This is a genomic window from Burkholderia sp. BCC1988 (assembly GCF_905339895.1).
Lineage (GTDB): Bacteria > Pseudomonadota > Gammaproteobacteria > Burkholderiales > Burkholderiaceae > Burkholderia.
In genome coordinates, this window is sequence record NZ_CAJPHA010000022.1 from 1 (window position 1) to 17,069 (window position 17,069).

Annotated in this window: 17 protein-coding genes and 1 pseudogene; 10 read left to right on the plus strand and 8 right to left on the minus strand. The window is 64.2% G+C overall.

Annotated features, from left to right (window positions below; all coding sequences use genetic code 11):
• From U4012_RS27340 to U4012_RS27355, 4 genes and pseudogenes are all read left to right on the plus strand, one after another.
• Positions 1–868 (plus strand): electron transfer flavoprotein subunit alpha/FixB family protein (locus U4012_RS27340; RefSeq protein ID WP_321802287.1); only part of this gene is annotated, 868 nt, incomplete at its 5' end.
• 114 nt (positions 869–982) lie between these two features.
• Entirely contained in the window at positions 983–1,765 is a 783-nt protein-coding gene (locus tag U4012_RS27345) for a class II aldolase/adducin family protein (protein WP_321802288.1), read from the plus strand.
• Between the two features lie 136 nt (positions 1,766–1,901).
• Complete coding sequence (locus tag U4012_RS27350) at positions 1,902–2,465, plus strand: hypothetical protein (RefSeq protein ID WP_321802289.1); 564 nt, start codon at positions 1,902–1,904, stop codon at positions 2,463–2,465.
• 385 nt (positions 2,466–2,850) lie between these two features.
• Positions 2,851–4,383, plus strand: a pseudogene (locus U4012_RS27355) (APC family permease); the annotation flags it as partial.
• A gap of 1,079 nt (positions 4,384–5,462) precedes the next feature.
• Here U4012_RS27355 and U4012_RS27360 read toward each other — a convergent pair.
• Positions 5,463–6,623: a DUF4382 domain-containing protein gene (locus tag U4012_RS27360; RefSeq protein WP_321802290.1), complete on the minus strand. Its 1,161-nt coding sequence runs from the start codon at positions 6,621–6,623 to the stop codon at positions 5,463–5,465.
• Between the two features lie 75 nt (positions 6,624–6,698).
• On the opposite strand from U4012_RS27360, the gene U4012_RS27365 reads away from it, so the two are divergent.
• Together U4012_RS27365 and U4012_RS27370 are read left to right on the plus strand one after the other, a co-directional pair.
• A complete protein-coding gene (locus U4012_RS27365) occupies positions 6,699–6,911 on the plus strand; it encodes a hypothetical protein (RefSeq protein ID WP_321802291.1) in 213 nt (70 codons plus the stop codon).
• A 72-nt stretch (positions 6,912–6,983) separates the two neighbouring features.
• A complete protein-coding gene (locus tag U4012_RS27370; protein WP_044843850.1) occupies positions 6,984–7,196 on the plus strand; it encodes a hypothetical protein in 213 nt (70 codons plus the stop codon).
• 60 nt (positions 7,197–7,256) lie between these two features.
• Here the strand turns inward: U4012_RS27370 and U4012_RS27375 are convergent, their stop codons facing one another.
• From U4012_RS27375 to U4012_RS36005, 4 genes are all read right to left on the minus strand, one after another.
• Complete coding sequence (locus U4012_RS27375) at positions 7,257–7,556, minus strand: hydrogenase maturation factor (RefSeq protein WP_321802292.1); 300 nt, start codon at positions 7,554–7,556, stop codon at positions 7,257–7,259.
• An 86-nt stretch (positions 7,557–7,642) separates the two neighbouring features.
• Positions 7,643–8,065 carry an NUDIX hydrolase gene (locus U4012_RS27380; RefSeq protein ID WP_124521180.1) on the minus strand — a complete coding sequence of 141 codons (423 nt, stop codon included), beginning with the start codon at positions 8,063–8,065 and terminating at the stop codon, positions 7,643–7,645.
• A 98-nt stretch (positions 8,066–8,163) separates the two neighbouring features.
• Entirely contained in the window at positions 8,164–9,552 is a 1,389-nt protein-coding gene (locus U4012_RS27385; RefSeq protein ID WP_321802293.1) for a uracil-xanthine permease family protein, read from the minus strand.
• A gap of 133 nt (positions 9,553–9,685) precedes the next feature.
• Positions 9,686–9,925: a hypothetical protein gene (locus U4012_RS36005; protein ID WP_415750409.1), complete on the minus strand. Its 240-nt coding sequence runs from the start codon at positions 9,923–9,925 to the stop codon at positions 9,686–9,688.
• 159 nt (positions 9,926–10,084) lie between these two features.
• Here U4012_RS36005 and U4012_RS27395 point away from each other — a divergent pair, with 159 nt between their 5' ends.
• Together U4012_RS27395 and U4012_RS27400 are read left to right on the plus strand one after the other, a co-directional pair.
• Entirely contained in the window at positions 10,085–10,420 is a 336-nt protein-coding gene (locus U4012_RS27395; RefSeq protein WP_321802294.1) for a putative quinol monooxygenase, read from the plus strand.
• Entirely contained in the window at positions 10,417–11,574 is a 1,158-nt protein-coding gene (locus tag U4012_RS27400; protein ID WP_321802295.1) for an iron-containing alcohol dehydrogenase, read from the plus strand. Before U4012_RS27395 ends, U4012_RS27400 begins: the two co-directional genes overlap by 4 nt.
• Positions 11,575–11,738: 164 nt before the next feature.
• Here U4012_RS27400 and U4012_RS27405 read toward each other — a convergent pair whose 3' ends face one another.
• The gene (locus U4012_RS27405) at positions 11,739–12,647 is read right to left on the minus strand and encodes a LysR family transcriptional regulator (protein ID WP_321802296.1); all 909 of its coding nucleotides are present in this window, start codon (positions 12,645–12,647) and stop codon (positions 11,739–11,741) included.
• Positions 12,648–12,831: 184 nt separating this feature from the next.
• Between U4012_RS27405 and U4012_RS27410 the strand changes: the two genes are divergently transcribed.
• Entirely contained in the window at positions 12,832–13,416 is a 585-nt protein-coding gene (locus tag U4012_RS27410; protein WP_124921394.1) for a putative glycolipid-binding domain-containing protein, read from the plus strand.
• 20 nt (positions 13,417–13,436) lie between these two features.
• Here U4012_RS27410 and U4012_RS27415 read toward each other — a convergent pair whose 3' ends face one another.
• Complete coding sequence (locus tag U4012_RS27415) at positions 13,437–14,429, minus strand: sulfonate ABC transporter substrate-binding protein (RefSeq protein ID WP_321802297.1); 993 nt, start codon at positions 14,427–14,429, stop codon at positions 13,437–13,439.
• Positions 14,430–14,628: 199 nt separating this feature from the next.
• Complete coding sequence (locus U4012_RS27420) at positions 14,629–15,036, minus strand: DUF427 domain-containing protein (protein ID WP_321802298.1); 408 nt, start codon at positions 15,034–15,036, stop codon at positions 14,629–14,631.
• 360 nt (positions 15,037–15,396) lie between these two features.
• Between U4012_RS27420 and U4012_RS27425 the strand changes: the two genes are divergently transcribed.
• Positions 15,397–17,058 carry an ABC transporter substrate-binding protein gene (locus U4012_RS27425; RefSeq protein ID WP_321802299.1) on the plus strand — a complete coding sequence of 554 codons (1,662 nt, stop codon included), beginning with the start codon at positions 15,397–15,399 and terminating at the stop codon, positions 17,056–17,058.
• Positions 17,059–17,069: the final 11 nt, after the last annotated feature.

Sequence of the window (17,069 nt, forward strand, 5' to 3'; positions counted from 1 at the left end):
AGCGGCGGCAGCGAAGATCGGCGGTGACATTCACGTGCTGGTTGCAGGCCACAACGCGCAAGCAGTTGCGGACGCAGCAGCAAAGATCGCAGGTGTGTCGAAGGTGCTGCTGGCCGACGCGCCGCAGCTCGAAGCGGGCCTCGCGGAAAACGTCGAAGCGACCGCGCTGAACATCGCGAAGGACTACTCGCACATCCTCGCGCCGGCGACGGCCTACGGCAAGAACATCGCGCCGCGTATCGCCGCGAAGCTGGACGTCGCGCAGATCTCGGACATCACGGCGGTCGATTCGGCCGACACGTTCGAGCGCCCGATCTACGCAGGCAACGCGATTGCGACGGTGCAGTCGAGCGATCCGATCAAGGTCATCACGGTGCGTGCGACGGGTTTCGATCCGGTGGCAGCGGAAGGCGGCAGCGCAGCCGTCGAGAAGATCGAAGCGGCGGCCGATGCCGGCAAGTCGCAGTTCGTGAGCCGTGAAGTGACGAAGCTGGACCGTCCGGAACTGACGTCGGCGAGCATCATCGTGTCGGGCGGCCGCGGTCTGGGCAGCGGCGAGAACTACACGAAGGTGCTCGAGCCGCTGGCCGACAAGCTGAGTGCGGCACTGGGCGCATCGCGCGCGGCAGTCGACGCTGGCTACGTGCCGAACGACTACCAGGTCGGCCAGACCGGCAAGATCGTCGCACCGCAGCTGTATATCGCGGTGGGCATCTCCGGTGCGATCCAGCATCTGGCCGGCATGAAGGATTCGAAGGTGATCGTGGCGATCAACAAGGATCCAGAAGCGCCGATCTTCAGCGTGGCCGACTACGGCCTCGTAGGTGACCTGTTTGAAGTTGTTCCTGCATTGGTCGACTGCCTTTAAGGCAATTCTTCAATTTTTAGCGAATTCTGGTCTTGGGTGTAGTCGGGATTCGCGCTTACTCAGCCACATCCGATTGTTACCGGCAATTGCTGTCTTTAACGGAGAGTATTTCTCATGATTTCCACTACCGATCCGCACATCAATCGCAAGCCGCGCAATATTTCCCAAGCGGAATGGGAGACGCGTGTGCAACTCGCCGCTGCGTACCGTCTGGCAGCGAAGTTCGAGCTGACGGACCTCATCTACACGCATATCTCGGCGCGTGTGCCTGGTACCAACGATCAGTTTCTCATCAATCCGCACGGGTGGTTCTTCGACGAAATCACGGCATCGTCACTTGTCAAGATTGATGTGAACGGGAATCCCATCGGTGACGATCGCTTCGAAGTCAATGCCGCGGGCTTCACGATCCACAGTGCGCTTCATCAGGCGCGGCACGATGTGGAGTGCGTCGTGCATCTTCACACGACATATGGCATGGCAGTTGCTGCGATGGAATGCGGTCTGCTGCCGCTCAACCAGATCAGCATGCAATTCTACAATCGTGTCGCGTACCACGACTATGAAGGCATCTCGCTCGATCTCGACGAGCGCCAACGCATCGTTAAATCGATTGGCGAGAAGGACTATCTGATTCTTCGCAATCACGGTCTGCTGACGACGGGCCGTTCCGTTGCTGAAGCCTTCACGCGCATGTACTACTTGAACAAAGCGTGCGAGATTCAGGTAGCGACGTTGTCGGCGGGGCAGAAGGTGTCGATTCCCTCGCCGGAAGTGTGCGAGCACGCTGCAAAGCAACACGACGATTACGCTTACCTGGATACGGTTCACCTCGACCGGGAGTGGACGGCGCTGCTGCGACTTCTTGAGCGGGACGGCGGCGGTTATCGCGTCTGACGAGCAATAGGCGTGCGAGAGAGCGAGAGGCGTTTCGTAGAGGGTTAGTTGAAGTACTCTCGCTCGCAGTTGCCGATTGGTAGCATTGTTCTATGGATGTTACCGAAGTCATGCTCTGTGCAGGTGCGAAGTGCAGGTGTACCGATTTGCTTCTACGCGTGGGTTCCGTTTCGGAGCCCTGCGTTTTCCGTTTCCGCTGGTTTGGAAGACGGAGCGAGGGTCCCACGTCATCGCTGGCAACGAAAGTGCGGCGGTGCGTGATTGGAGAAGCTGTACTTTTGTCCCAGCCGAACACCTTTTTGATGTCGAGGTGATTCCGGATGATACGGGCGCCGCGACCGGGTGGCTCGAAGTCCAGATGCCGATTCAGCCAATATTAGCGGAGCCCGACTGGAGTCATCTGGCCGATCTTCTGAGGCGGTCCAGATCTGGGTTCGGGTTGGCACTCACGCAGAGCATGTTCAGATTCCCCTCCTACGCATGGGAGATCAGCGTGGTAGCGGCGCAGCTCGGCGTAAGTCGCCGGTCGTTGCAGATGGCTCTTTTTCGAGAATCCTATAGCTTCGATGCCGCGCTGCGACGTTGCCGTCGTCTAAAAAAACTTCTCAGTGGCGATGAGTCTCCGTTCGACGCCGACGAGGAAGGTTTACGCGAATATCCGCTCGATACGGCAAGGCATGATTTCGCGCGTGCGTTCTGAGTTGTGGATGGTTCAATTGAGCAGAATGCGGGCTGCGAAGCATTGCTTCGTGAGAGTGGGTCGCCGAGTCAACGTGACAGAACAAATTCTACCGACAACCGAAAGCGCCCGCGAGGGCCGCCATGTATTTCATTGACGATACTCAAAAAAATGTCCTGGACGAGCAACGTCATCAATGTATTCGCTAACGATGCGGCTTGAGGTGAGAGTTCCGCTGTCGCGTTTCACCTTGTCAGGGTAAGAACGGGAGCGGGAGATCATAAGCATGCTTCCCATGCCACGCATCTGGGATACGGCAGCGAGCAGAAATGAGTACGGATCAGTATTTCACGGGCCCTGTACGTTTTATATCAGAGAGACATAAATTTGTGGAGGAAACCTAGACATGTCAGATTCTAGGCATTTCAAGAAGAGCCTTTCGGCGTTCGATTTGGCATTGATTGGATTTGGAACGGTGTTTGGTTCTGGATGGCTATTTGCATCGAGTCACGTAGCATCGATTGCGGGGCCTGCAGGTATATTCTCTTGGCTCATTGCAGCAGTAGCGGTGCTGACGCTCGGCGTTGTCTATTGCGAACTCGGTGCTGCAATCCCGAGCCCGGGAGGAGCAATTAGCTATCTCGAGATTTCTCATGGCCCGATGGTGACTTATCTCATCGGTCTGATGACAGTGATCTATATGTCGAGCATCGTAGGGCTCGAGGTTGTGGCCGCACGCCAGTACGCGGCAGCATGGTGGCCGTCCCTCAACGTCGCGGGTACGAGCAATGCCAGTACGTTAGGATGGTTCGTTCAGTTGGCTCTCATATTGTTCTTCTTCTGGTTGAATTTTTTGAGTGTACGCACGTTTGCACTCGCGAATAACATCATTACGACGATCAAATTTGTGGTGCCTGCGATCATCATTGTGATGCTCCTCCTTCACTTCAAGCCGGAAAATTTTCACGTCGCGGGCTTCGCTCCGAACGGCTTCTCAGGAATTGAAGCAGCCGTTTCGACTGGGGGGGTAATCTTCGCGTTTCTCGGACTCACCCCGATCGTTGCTGTTGCAAGTGAAGTCCGGAATCCGCAACGATCGATCCCCATCGCGCTTGTGTCTTCGATCGTCGCGGCTGGGGTGGTTTACGTCCTGTTGCAAATAGCTTTTCTCGGCGCGGTTCCGACGTCGATGCTGAGCGGCGGATGGGAGGCAGTTAGCAGCAAATTATCTCTGCCGTTTTACGACATCGCTATCCAACTCGGGATTGCTTGGCTTGGCGTAGCCGTGGCTATCGATGCAGTGGTTTCTCCATCAGGTTGCGGGAACATCTTTTTCGGCGCAACTCCACGCGCAGTCTTTGCGTGGTCCAGTTCCGGAACGTTCTTCAAGGCATTCGCACACGTGGACCCGAAGAGCGGTATTCCGCGGCGCGCGACCTGGCTTACGCTTGCATTGTCCGTCTTCTGGACGCTTCCGTTCCCGTCGTGGGAGGCAATGATTTCGGTGGTGTCTGCGTCGTTGGTTGTTAGCTATGCGGTCGCGCCAGTTTCTGTGGCGGCGCTGCGTAAAAGCTACCCGGATATGGACCGTCCGTTCCGGGTGAAGGCATTTGGCATCATCGGGCCTCTTGCATTCGTTGTCGCGACCTTTATTGTGTACTGGACCGGCTGGAAGAATCTCTGCTGGCTGCTCGGGCTGCAGATTGTCCTTTACGTGGGCTATTTGATCGTGACGAGAAGAAATCCGGTCGGAACCTTGTCATTCGGTCAGCAGATTCGGTGTTCGCTTTGGCTTGTCGGGTATTACCTACTTACGATGCTGGTTTCGTATGTCGGCCCGTTTGGTGGCATCGCGCTCGTTCCACATCCGTACGACATTCTGATGGTTTGCGCTATCGCACTTGTGGTTTATTACTGGGGAGCTCGCACGGGCGCACCCCGGAAACTTGGACAGGCTGCGAATGGAATGGACCGCAGTATGAGTGCAAACCAGCGTGGCTATGCGGAGATGGCGGACGGGTGTCGATCGTAGTTCGTCCGGGCGGGGACTAGCACGGTTTTTTTGCGATGTTTCTTTCGTCAAGAACCTGCCCGCTAGCACCACGTTTAGCTCACAGCCAGATGCTGGACTTACGTGGGCGAGACCCAACTGCTTGATCACGCGCGCGACCCTGCCAGTGCGCGGGGTTGCGTGCGAGGTGACGCACTGGCCCAGAGTGGGGAGCCTATTCTCAGTCGAATTCAGGCCACCCCCTCGACCTGCACCGCGTGCAGTCGCCCGTACCGGATGTATCTGACAGGCGCGCCGAGTTCGTGGTGCCCGAGCCGAGGCTTTGCGCGAACACCAGAGATGGGCGCGCGAAGGCCTCGGCGTTGATTCTCTGCGTACTAAAAGTTGACTTTGCTGTTGATGTCTACGCATCCCCTGTGGAGCGCACATTGCGCCAATAATTTTACATAATTACCTCTCTCGTCGGACAGACCACACGTCAGCCCCGTGATGACTGGTAGGGAAAACCTGGGCGTAACGGTGACTGTGAGGAGCACTTTGGGGGCATCTTGTCGGGAATCTGCGCGGCGTCTCTTTGCAGTCAACGTATTGCGGCCGATCCTGGATTGCGGCTGCCCAAATATGGGTAGGATCATGGGTAGCGAGCCATCTGCGAACGCGGGAGTCTTACCTGGCGGTTCGGTGCGAGCGGTAGTTGGAGTTGGCTGCCTTCCGCCATTCCGCCGCCATGCCCGTCATGCAGCGACCATGAAAAAGGCCCGCAAAATACGCGGGCCTCGTGCAATCAGCAATTGCCTTTCTTCGCCTGTCCGGGCGGGCAGAACCCGTTCCCCGGCCCGCCCTGCGGTGCCACGACGACCGGCGGACCCGGCACGTATGCGACGCACCCGCTGAGCGCGCCGACCACGCTCGCCGCGGCGAGCAATGCGATAACCCCTTTCTTCACTTCGTTCTCCCGTTTATCGAGGAAAGGGCCGTAAGGCCCTTTCGATGATGCTGCCGATGCGTCAGAAGCTGAAATTGACGTTCGACTGGCTGGTCGTCGCGTTGACGTTCGTCGATTGCGTTGCGCCCGACGCTGCGTCCGCTTCGATCGTGTATTGTGCCGCGGCGGTCGGCGATGCGGCCAGCGCGACCGGCAGCGAGCCCGAGTACGTGCCGACGATCGGCGCGGCCGTGGGCACGTTGAGCGCATACGTACCCGTATCCAGGTTCGCGTTGATCGACGTGATCTCGTACGCGTTCGCATCGACGGTCTGCAACGCGCGCACGAACGCGTTGGCGCTCGCCGTCACCGTGCCGCCGACCGTGCTCATCGTCGATGCCGGCAGCGTGATCGGGGCAGTCGACGCCGACACGGCCGTGGTCGTGTTCACCACGACCGGGACCGAGCGGACGATGCCGGACGCGAAGTTGTTCTGCACGATCACGACGTCGTAGTTGCCTTGCGTCGAGCTCTGGATCAGCGGCGACAGCACGAATTTCCCGGTGTTGTCGGCAACCGTGCCGCGGACCACCTTGCCGCCTTGTTCCGCATACACGGTCGCGCCGGCTTCGGCCGAGGCGACATAGCCGGAGATCGCGCCGCTCACGACGGTCGGGATCGCGGTGACGACCGGCTTCAGCGCATACGTGCCGTTGCCGCGCTGGACGATCGACTTGCACGCGTTGAAGTCGAGCACGAGGTCGACGAGCGTGTTCGGCTGGACCGTGAAAGGCTGGATGATCTTGTAACCGCTTTGCGTCGCGCTCGGCGTCGCGAGCGCCTGTTCCGTGCCGCCCGTCGGGACGACCGAGTTCGCGAGGGTATTGCCCTGGTTCGGCGCGAGAACGAGGCGGATCTGCTGATACTGGCCGGCCGGCAAGGCGGTCTGGCCGATATCGGCGAGCACGCCGTTGGTCAGCGACAGCAGGTCGATCTTCTGCGGTGTCGCCAGCGTGATGGTCGACCAGCCGGCGTCGTTATCGGAAGCATTCCCATTCGCATTGACGCGGACCTGAGAAACGGTCACGAATACGTGATCGAAGCCGCATGACGGTGCATCGGTCATCGCGACATGCAGCGTGCCGGTTTGCGGGCTGCCGCCATCGTCGCCGCCGCCGCATCCTGCGAGTGCGAACGGCACCGCCGCCGCGCATAGTGCGGCCTTCCAGAATGTGTTGTTCATTGTTTTGTCCCCCTTCGAGGTTATTGTGCGTGCAACGAAGCATAGCCGCGGGGAACGCCCACAGTATGAGCAGCTTTGAAACGAACCGTAAATTCTGCGTCGGAGCGTAAGAACCGCTGCCCGTCGCTCGATATTCGCGACGCAATGGCAGGCAATAAGGCTCACAGCGAAGGAATCCTGTCCGGATCGATCGAGCAGGGCATGAGTCGCCGGGACACGGCATTCGCGATCGGCGAAAACTTGATCGGTGAAAGCACTAAATCCGCCCTGATTATTTCGCCGCTATAGTCGAATCACGAATGGTAGATGCGAGCGCCATGCGCCGCCGCCATTCAGGCAAAGACTGTAGACGGGTGCTGTATGAAAAACACAATCGAAAAGACCACCGGACCGGTGTGGGGTGTGGCGGCAGGCGTGTTTCTGGCTGCCGCAGGACTGAGTCTTGGCATCTTCCCGAAATCGCTGAACAGCACGGGAACCGCAAACGACTTCCTGGCGTCCGGCGTCGCGATGCTCGGTATCTTCCTCGCCGTCTATTCCACACACGAACTACGACGAAAGCGCCTGCACTGAGCGCCGGCACGCGCGCGCTCCGCAAAACGCCGCAAAGATGATGCCGGGCCGATCGACGGCTCAGGAATGCGCGCGTCCTTTTGCCTGGCCCGTATCGACCAGCAGATCGTCGACGAGGATTTCGCCGGCCGCGCGGCCTGCGCGCAACGCATTGCGGGTGTTGCGGAACAGGTGGCCGCCGTCGTCGGCGAGGCGAATCGGTCCGAGCAGGCGCGGCGCGCTGCCGGCCGAGCGCACCTGCACGACCGCGACGAACCCGAACCGCAGCGGGGCGGGCGGCGCGTGGTCGCGCGATTCGTCGAGCCGGAATTCGCAGCGGATATCGATTGTGTATCCGCGGTAGGTGTACGCACTGTTCATCTGCAGCTCGCTCGGAAGGGAACGCGGTGATGGACCGTGGGCGCATCATATCGGCTCGCGCGAGCCGGCGGGGGTGGGGTGTCTACCTACTCGAGGATTTCGTGCTCGTAGACGAGCTCGACGATGCGCTTCGTCGGGATGCTCGCGCGCAGTTCGTCGACGTTGTCGATGCGAAACCACTTGCACTTCTCGATCTCGTTGCTCGCCTGGGCCGTGTGCTCCGGGCCGACTTCGGCGAAGAACACGTGATGCACCTTCGCGAGCCCCGTGAACTGCATCGAATAGACCAGGTCCTGGCCGGTGATGCCGGTCTCTTCCTGCAGCTCCCGATGCGCGGCTTCGAGCGGCGTCTCGCCGCGCTTGATCGTGCCGCCGGGCAGCGCCCAGCGCGACGATGCGCGCGCGACGAGCAGGACCTGCCGTTCGCGGTAGCAGACGACGGTCGCGCGTTCCTTGACGGGAACCGCACTGGCTTCCGGCGCATTCGTGGAGATGGGGGCTTGAGGCATGAACCGATTCTAGCGAGAGTCGGGCGCCCGGCCAAGCCGGGCTCGTCGAGCGCGACGCGACCCGTCGGCCGGGCCGCGTCGTCATGGAGTCCGTAGCGTTACTTCTGTTCCGGCAAGAACCAGTTCATCACGAGCGCGCAGATGCCGCCCGTCGCGACACCCGACTCCAGCACGTTCTTCAGTGCATGCGGCAGGCTGTTCAGGATGTCCGGCACTTGCGACACGCCGAGGCCGAGCGCGAGCGACACTGCGATGATCAGCAGCGCGCGGCGATCGAGCTGGACGCCGGACAGGATGTTGATGCCCGACGCGGCCACCGCGCCGAACATCACCATTGCCGCACCGCCGAGCACGGGCTCCGGCACGGCCTGCAGCGCGCCCGCGACGACCGGGAACAGGCCGAGCACCACGAGCATGCCCGCGATCCAGATGCCGACGTAGCGGCTCGCGACGCCGGTGATCTGGATCACGCCGTTGTTCTGCGCGAACACGGAGCTCGGGAACGTGTTGAACACGCCGGCCAGCAGCGAGTTCGCGCCGTTCACGAGCACGCCGCCCTTGATCCGCTGCATCCACACCGGCCCTTCGACCGGCTCCTTCGAGATCTTGCTGGTGGCGGTGACGTCGCCGATCGCTTCGAGCGACGTGACGAGATAGATGATCAGCATCGGCACGAACAGCGACCACGAGAAGCCGATACCGAAGTGCAGCGGCGTCGGGACCTGGAACAGCGCGGCCTGGTGCACGCCGGTGAAGTCGAGGCGGCCGAGCACGGCGGCCGCGACATAGCCGATCACGAGCGCGATCACGAGTGCGGTGCTGCGCACCCACACGATCGGCACGCGGTTCAGCAGGATGATGGTGCCGAGCACGAGGCACGACAGCGTCAGGTTCTGGGCGCTCGCGAACGTGCCGTTGGCCATCGCGCCGTAGCCGCCGCCCATGCTGATGAGGCCGACCTTGATCAGCGTGAGGCCGATCAGCAGCACGACGATGCCGGTGACGAGCGGCGTGATCAGGCGCTTCACGAACGGCAGGATGCGCGACACGCCCATCTCGACGAACGAACCGGCGATCACGACGCCGAAGATCGCGGCCATCACGGTCTCGACCGGCGTGCCTTGCTTGACCATCACGCTGCCGCCGGCGATCAGCGGGCCGACGAAGTTGAAGCTGGTGCCCTGCACGATCAGGAGGCCGGCGCCGAGCGGGCCGAAGCGCTTGCACTGCACGAAGGTCGCGATGCCGGAAATCACCAGCGACATCGATACGATAAGGGTCGTATCCCGGCTCGATACGCCGAGCGCCTGGCAGATCAGCAGGCCGGGCGTGACGATCGGCACGATGATCGCCAGCAGGTGCTGCAGCGCGGCGACGAAGGCGACCATCGGCGCGGGCCGGTCGTCGGGACCGTAGACGAGATCGTGCGACAGGTCTGCATCGTCGGCGCCGTGGGCGGCGGATCGGGCGTGGGAAGCGGGTTGCATGGCGAGCGGGCCGGACAAGGTGGAAAGTGCGGCATTTTAGCCGAAGGGCCCACCGGCGCCGCCCGGGGGCGATGCAATAGCCGGAATTCGGAATTCTGCTCGCCGCGCTGCAGGAGCGTATCGCCGGGCCGGTTCATGCGATCCGCGCCGCGTTGCCGCTGATGCCTGCGACCGGCTCGATCGTGCTCACCGGCGGACAGCTGGCGGACGCGTCGGTCGCGCCGACGAAGTCGGCGGAGCGATCGCGTTCCTGCTGGGCAACGGCTTCATGAATGCCGAAATCCTGCATGTCGACGGGGGCGGCCGGCTGGTGTGACGCGCGGGCATTCGACGGCCCTGCCGTGAACCCTTCGCGCGAAGCGTGCCGTCGCATGCATGACGCGTGCGCGGCGCAAGCGGCACCGATTCAATACAATGCGACGACGAGGCGTCGGCACCGTGTCGGGCCGCCGACTGCCGCCTTCGATGAGCGACCGCGCATGGTCGAATGACGACCCGTCATGACGGGCCGCTGGCGAATACGGAGCGCAGCATGAACGAACCTTATCTGCAGGTCATCGCCCATTTCTTCGCGAAACCCGGCAACGGCGACCGCGTGATCGAATTGCTCGCGGAACTCGCGCCGGCCACGCGGGCCGAGCCGAAGAACCTCGACTATGCGTACTTCCGGTCGCCGGTCGATCCCGACCACATCGTGATCCTCGAGCGTTACCGCGATGCCGACGGCCTCGACGTGCATCGGGATACGCCGCATTTCCAGCGGATCGCTGTCGGCGCGATCATTCCGTTGCTCGATCGCCGCGACGTGACGCGCTACATGGTGCAGCCGGACACCGGCACGGCGACGCCACCGGGAGGCACCCGATGAACCCGTTTCAATTCCGTACCGTGCCGACGCAGATCGTCGAATTCGGCGCCGCGCGCCGGCTCGGCGCGCTGTTGCGCGAACGCTTTCCGGCGCTCGCGCGGCTGTGCGTCGTCACCGACGCGTTCCTGCATCGCAGCGGCGTGCTCGCGCCCGCGCTGGAGAGCCTCGCCGCGCACGGCTGGCGGGTGACCGTGATCGACGACGTGATCGCCGATCCGCCCGAGCACGTCGTGCTCGAGGCGACCGCGCGGGCGGTGGCGGCCGATGCCGAGATCGTGCTCGGCCTCGGCGGCGGTTCGTCGATGGACGTCGCGAAGCTGATCGCGGTGCTCGCGCCGGGGCGGCAGGCGCTGGCCGACATGTACGGCGTCGACAAGGTTGCCACGTCGCGGCTGCCGCTCGTGCAGATGCCGACCACGGCCGGCACCGGCTCCGAAGTGACGGCCGTGTCGATCGTCACGGTCGGCGAGGCGCGCAAGATGGGCGTCGTGTCGCCGCAGCTGTTCGCGGACGTCGCGATCCTCGACGCCGAGCTGACGCTCGGGCTGCCGCGCGCGGCAACCGCCGCGACGGGCATCGACGCGATGGTGCACGCGATCGAAGCCTATACGTCGTCGCGGCTGAAGAATCCGGTGTCCGACATGCTGGCCGTGCACGCATTGACGCTGCTGTCGCGCAACCTGCTGAAGGCATGCGACGACGGCAACGATCGCCGCGCGCGCGAAGCGATGCTGGTCGGCGCAATGTTCGCCGGCCAGGCGTTCGCGAACGCGCCGGTCGCGGCCGTGCATGCGCTGGCCTATCCGGTCGGCGGCATGTTCCACGTGCCGCACGGGCTGTCGAACGCGCTCGTGCTGCCGCACGTGCTGCGCTTCAATGCGCCGGCTGCCGCGCCGCTGTATGCGGAACTCGCGGCGATCGTCGCGCCGTCGGCCGCGGGGAGCGACGAAGCGAGGACGCAGGCGCTGATCGACGAGATCGATCGCCTGATCGTCGCGACGGGCATTCCGCGCACGCTGCGCGAGGTCGGCATCGGTGAGGGCGACCTGCCGAGGATGGCGTCGGATGCGATGCTGCAGACGCGCCTGCTCGTGAACAATCCGCGCGAGGTGACGGAAGCCGACGCGCTGGCGATCTATCGGCAGGCGTGGTGACGCGGCGCGCGTGACTGCGTGGCGGCTGCACGGGCAACGACGCGACGGCGCCGGCAAACGCGTGGCCGCATGGAATCGAATCGGATCGAATCGACGGACGGGTTTCGAGGCGAGGCTTCGGTGAGCCGGAAAGCAGACGGTGCCGCTCGGGCGGGTGCGCGCGCTCAGGGTTTGCTTCTGTCCAAAAGCGCCGGAATCTCCTTCTTCAGCAGATCGACGACGACCCGCACGCGCGGCGGCAGCGGCCGTTGCGCCTGGACCAGCGCGTTGAGCGCGAATGCGGGAATCGTGTATTGCGGCAGGATCTCGACGAGCTTGCCGTGCGCGAGCGCATGGGCGCAGGCCGGCGCCTGCACGACGCCGATGCCGCCGCCGGCCAGGATCGTGTCGAACATCGGGCGCCAGTGGCTCGTCGTCATCACCGTCTGGATCCGCGCGTATTCGAGCGTCTTGTCTTCACTCCGCAGCGGCAACTGCTCGTTCGCGAAGATGCCCTTGACGCGGATGAACGGGTGGTTCGCCAGATCGGCCTTCGTGTCGATCGGGCCGTGGCGGTCGAGATAGGCGGGCGCGGCCACGAGCACGCGGTCGACCTGGCCGAGCGGATGCGCGACGAATCCGCCGTCGTCGAGCTGGCCGAGGCGGATCGAGATGTCGACGCCTTCCGTGACCGGATCGACGATGTTGTCGTTCAGCACCAGGTCGATGTGCAGTTGCGGATACGCGGTGCGGATATGCATCAGCGCCTGCGGAATCACGACCTCGCCGAAGCATTGCGGCGCGGCGAGCCGGATCGTGCCGCCGAGTGTGTTTTCCGTTTTCGATACCGCTGCGATCGACGCTTCGGCCGCTTCGAGCAGCGCCTTGCTGTGTTCGTAGAAAATGCGGCCTTCGTCGGTGCACGTGAGCGTACGCGCACTGCGCATCAGCAGACGTGTGCCGAGCCGTTTTTCGAGCTTTTCGATGCGCTCGCTGACGGCCGGTTGGCCCATGTCCAGATCCCGTGCCGCGCCCGACATCGTGCCGCGCTCGACGACCCTCACGTAGATGCGCATCGTCGCCAGCAAATCCATGAAATCACGCCCCTTGTCCGGTTCGGGTGATGCCGAGCGGTGATGGTACCAAAGCAGGACCGGTACCGAAGGTGCGCGACGAGCCGATACTCGGTATCGGTACGAAGGCACGCGCCGGACAAAGGCCGTGAGATCATCGACGCCGTGAGCGAAAATCCGGCTCATGCGATCGACGGGAGCCGACATGACGCAACGGGACGAAGCGGCGCGCACGCGCTGCGTCGCATGGCAGATCGCGCAGACCTGGCAGGCGGCCGAATGGTGCCGGCTCGCCGAGACGCGTGCGGGCATCGACCTGTCGGGAGCAGTGGCGGGCGCGCTCGACGGCACGCCGTTTCGCGTCGACTATGCGATCGTATGCGGCGCCGACTGGCTGACGCGCTCGGTGCGCGTGACGTACTGGCTGGGCGCCGCGCCGCCCCGGCAACTCGCGATCGAATGCGACGCGGGGCACTGGACGATCGACGGCGGCGCAGCGCCGGCCCTCGCGGGCGCGACCGACATCGATCTCGGCTTCAGTCCGTCGACCAATACGCTGCCGATCCGGCGTCTCGGGCTGGCGGTCGGCGCATCGGCCGTCATTCGTACCGCGTGGCTGCGTTTTCCGTCGTTCGAGATCGTGCGCGGCGAGCAGCGCTATGCGCGCACGGCGGAGCACGTGTACCGCTACGAGAGCGGCGCGTATGCGGCCGATATCGCGGTCGACGACGCGGGTCTCGTCACCGATTACGACGAATGGCGGCGGATCGGCGCGACGCGTTCGCCGTAACGCGTCGCGGCAGCGGTGCGTCAGCGCGCGTTGGCGACCGTCACCTTGCCGGGAATCAGCTTCAGCGTGCTGAACGCGTCGGCGATGCCCTGCTGGTACGCCAGCGTCGCATCGGTGACGGGCTGCACGCCGTAGCCGGCACGCTTGAGCGCGACTTCGAGGGTCGGCGCGTCGAGACCGACGAGCGGCGACAGTTGCGCGGCGACTTCCGGAACATGGTCGCGCCCCCAGCGATCGACCGCGTCGACTTCCTCGAGCAGCGTGCGCAGCACCTGCGGCTGCGCGGTCGCATACTTGCGCGCGGCGAGGTAGTACTGCGTGTTGCGCACGAGCCCGTCGCCGTCCGCAACCACGCGCGCGCCGAGCTGCCGTTCGGCCGCGGCCAGGTACGGATCCCAGATCACCCACGCGTCGACGTTGCGCTGCACGAACGCGGCGCGCGCGTCGGCGGGCGTCAGGTAGATCGGCTGGATGTCGGCATACGTGAGGCCCGCATGCTCCAGCGCCTTCACGAGCAGGTAGTGGACGTTCGAACCCTTGTTGAACGCGACCTTCTTGCCGCGCAGCTGCGCGACGGTGCGGATCGGCGAATCGGGCAGCACGACGATCGCCTCGCCGTGCGGCGCGGGCGGTTCGTTGCCGATATAGACGAAATCGACGCCCGCGGCCTGCGCGAAGATCGGCGGCGTTTCGCCGACCGTGCCGACGTCGATCGCGCCGGCGTTCAGCCCCTCCAGCAATTGCGGACCGGCCGGGAATTCGAGCCACTGGACCGCCACGCCCTGGCTTGCGAGCCGCTTCTCGAGCGTGCCGCGCGCCTTGAGTATGACGAAGTTGCCGTATTTCTGGAAACCGATGCGCAGCCGCTTGTCGCTGCCCTGAGCCAGTGCAGGCATGCCCGCGAGCGGGCCGAGCGCGAGCCCGGCCAGTCCGGCGGCCGCGCTGTGCAGCCACTGGCGGCGGCGCGGGCTTGCCGGGGTTGTTTCAAGATCTGCGTGCGGTAAGTCGTTCATCGAGGCGTCCTGCTGGCGGGTTCACGGGTCGCGCGGGCTGGCGGCGCGACCGGCACGGGACGCAGCCGGATGCGGTCGATGCGCGCGACCGGCCGCGCCCGCGCCGGATGGACGACGATACGGCCGCGCGGGCCGGCGGCCAACCAACGAATCCGCATATGCAAATCAGCGGGCCGACAATACGTGAACGCCGCCGCGCTCAATCGGTGCCGAGCGGGCTTTCCTCGATCGCGTCGACACGGTCCGGATAGAACGCGAGGTGCGCGCGGATCGCTTCGACGGCCGGGTTCGGATGCTCGTACGTCCACACCGCGTTGGTCGAGCGTGCGCCGCCGGCGGGAATCGAGTAGTACGCGCAATCGCCCTTGTACGGGCAGTACGTCGCATGGTCGGTGCGTTGCAGCAGCGCCATGTCGGCATCCTCGCGCGGAACGTACAGCACGGCCGGATAGCTGGCTTCGCGCAGCGCCAGCGCACGGCGTGTATCGGCGACGATCTTGCCGGCCACCTTGACCACGACGCGCGACGGGTGCGGTTCGATCGTGATCGGATGATCGGGGCCCGGCGACTTCACGGGACGAGAGGGCGTAGCGGGGTTGAGCGACATCGTGGGTCCTCCAGGAACGGGTGGCGCGCCGGCAGGCACGCCGCGCCGGAACGCGTGCGCCGGGCGTATCCCCGCGCACCGCTGCCGGCGTTGACCAACCGATACGATGCGCCCATTCCGGAGAACCTGCAGGGGGCCGGAAGGACGGGTCGCGAACGGCGTCGATGCACGACGCGGGGCGGGCCGCTGCAGCGGCATTCGCACGCGTGTCCGCGGTGCTCGCGCGGACGTTTCCATGCGGCGGCAGCGGGATGCATCCGCGGCGATAAGCAACGCGGAATTAATTGGTAAGCGATCGGCGGGCGGCGCGCGAAGATCGGCGGTCGTCATTCGCATGACAGTCCTTTCCTGACCGCCACCATGAAGATTCCATTCGTTTCATCGGCCGCGCATCGTGCGCGGCACACCTCCGTTGCCGTTGCAGTGCTGCGCGGCGTGGCCGCATCGCTGCTGCTCGCCGGCACGGTCACGCACGCGTTCGCGGCGCCGGTCGGCAAGACGCTCGTGTACTGCACCGAAGGCAGCCCGGCCGGCTTCGATCCGGGCCAGCACACGACCAGCACCGATTTCGACGCGAGCACGTACACGGTCTACAACGGGCTCGTGCAGTTCAAGCGCGGCACGCTCGATCTCGTGCCGTCGCTCGCGACGAGCTGGGACGTGTCGTCCGACCAGCGCGTCTACACGTTCCACCTGCGGCGCGGCGTGAAGTTCCAGACGACCGCGTGGTTCACGCCGACGCGTCCGTTCCAGGCGGACGACGTCGTGTTCACGTTCCGCCGGATGCTCGATCCCGACGATCCGTTCCGCAAGGCCTACCCGGTCAGTTTCCCGTACTTCAGCGATCTCGGGTTCGACCGCAACATCGAGCGCATCGAAAAGCTCGACGACGATACGGTGCGCTTCGTGCTGAAGCAGCCCGACGTCGTGTTCGTGCGCAATCTCGCGATGGCGTTCGCGTCGATCCTGTCGGCCGAATATGCGTCGCAGTTGACGGCGCGCCATCGCGAAGCCGACATCAACCAGCTCCCGGTCGGCACGGGGCCGTTCCAGCTGCGCGCGTACCAGAAGGACGCCGTGATCCGCTACGACGCGAATCCCGATTACTGGAAGCCGGACGACGTGAAGCTCGCGCATCTCGTGTTCGCGATCACGCCCGATCCGGCCGCGCGCCTGCAGAAGCTCACGGCCGGCGAGTGCCAGGTGTCGGTGTTCCCGCGGCCGGCCGATCTCGAGACGGTGCGGCGCGATCCGAAGCTGACGCTGTTTTCGGGGACGGGCTTCAACGTCGGCTTCGTCGCGTACAACACGCAGCATCCGCCGCTCGATCGCGTCGACGTGCGGCGCGCGCTCGACATCGCGATCGACAAGACGGCGATCATCAAGACCGTGTTCAACGGCGACGCGACGATCGCGACGAACCCGATGCCGCCCGCGCAATGGTCGTACAACCCGCGCCTGAAGGATGCGCCGCGCGATCCGGCCGCCGCGAAGGCGCTGCTCGCGCAGGCGGGATTCCCGAACGGCTTCGACCTGACGCTGTGGGCGATGCCGGTGCAGCGCCCCTACAACCCGAACGCGCAGCTGATGGCGCAACTGATCCAGCAGGACTGGGCGAAGATCGGCGTGCGCGCGAAGATCGTCAGCTACGAGTGGGGCGAATACAATCGCCGCGCGAAACGCGACGGGCAGCACGACGCGATCCTGTACGGCTGGTCGGGCGACAACGGCGACCCCGACAACTGGCTCGGCACGCTGCTCGGCTGCGAGGCGGTGCACGGCAGCAATCTCGCGAAATGGTGCAACGCGGATTTCGAGCGGCTCGTCAGCGCGGCGCGCACGAACTCGGACGTCGCGAAACGCACGTCGCTCTACGAGCAGGCACAGGTCGTCTTCAAGGATCAGGTGCCGTTCACGCCGATCGCGACGTCGATCGTGTCGCTGCCGATCTCGAAGCGCGTGCACGGGCTGACGTTCTCGCCGCTCGGCGGGCACCGGTTCGACGGCGTGTGGCTGGATTGAGGCAGGAAGCC

Excerpts from the sequence above, each read along its gene's own strand:
- U4012_RS27385 (WP_321802293.1), bottom strand. The coding sequence starts at position 9,552 with ATGCAACCCGCTTCCCACGCCCGATCCGCCGCCCACGGCGCCGACGAT.
- U4012_RS27425 (WP_321802299.1), top strand. The coding sequence starts at position 15,397 with ATGAAGATTCCATTCGTTTCATCGGCCGCGCATCGTGCGCGGCACACC.
- U4012_RS27415 (WP_321802297.1), bottom strand. The coding sequence starts at position 14,429 with ATGAACGACTTACCGCACGCAGATCTTGAAACAACCCCGGCAAGCCCG.
- U4012_RS27395 (WP_321802294.1), top strand. The coding sequence starts at position 10,085 with ATGAACGAACCTTATCTGCAGGTCATCGCCCATTTCTTCGCGAAACCC.
- U4012_RS27360 (WP_321802290.1), bottom strand. The coding sequence starts at position 6,623 with ATGAACAACACATTCTGGAAGGCCGCACTATGCGCGGCGGCGGTGCCG.
- U4012_RS27380 (WP_124521180.1), bottom strand. The coding sequence starts at position 8,065 with ATGCCTCAAGCCCCCATCTCCACGAATGCGCCGGAAGCCAGTGCGGTT.
- U4012_RS27345 (WP_321802288.1), top strand. The coding sequence starts at position 983 with ATGATTTCCACTACCGATCCGCACATCAATCGCAAGCCGCGCAATATT.
- U4012_RS27405 (WP_321802296.1), bottom strand. The coding sequence starts at position 12,647 with ATGGATTTGCTGGCGACGATGCGCATCTACGTGAGGGTCGTCGAGCGC.
- U4012_RS27410 (WP_124921394.1), top strand. The coding sequence starts at position 12,832 with ATGACGCAACGGGACGAAGCGGCGCGCACGCGCTGCGTCGCATGGCAG.
- U4012_RS36005 (WP_415750409.1), bottom strand. The coding sequence starts at position 9,925 with ATGCGACGGCACGCTTCGCGCGAAGGGTTCACGGCAGGGCCGTCGAAT.
- U4012_RS27400 (WP_321802295.1), top strand. The coding sequence starts at position 10,417 with ATGAACCCGTTTCAATTCCGTACCGTGCCGACGCAGATCGTCGAATTC.
- U4012_RS27370 (WP_044843850.1), top strand. The coding sequence starts at position 6,984 with ATGAAAAACACAATCGAAAAGACCACCGGACCGGTGTGGGGTGTGGCG.
- U4012_RS27375 (WP_321802292.1), bottom strand. The coding sequence starts at position 7,556 with ATGAACAGTGCGTACACCTACCGCGGATACACAATCGATATCCGCTGC.
- U4012_RS27420 (WP_321802298.1), bottom strand. The coding sequence starts at position 15,036 with ATGTCGCTCAACCCCGCTACGCCCTCTCGTCCCGTGAAGTCGCCGGGC.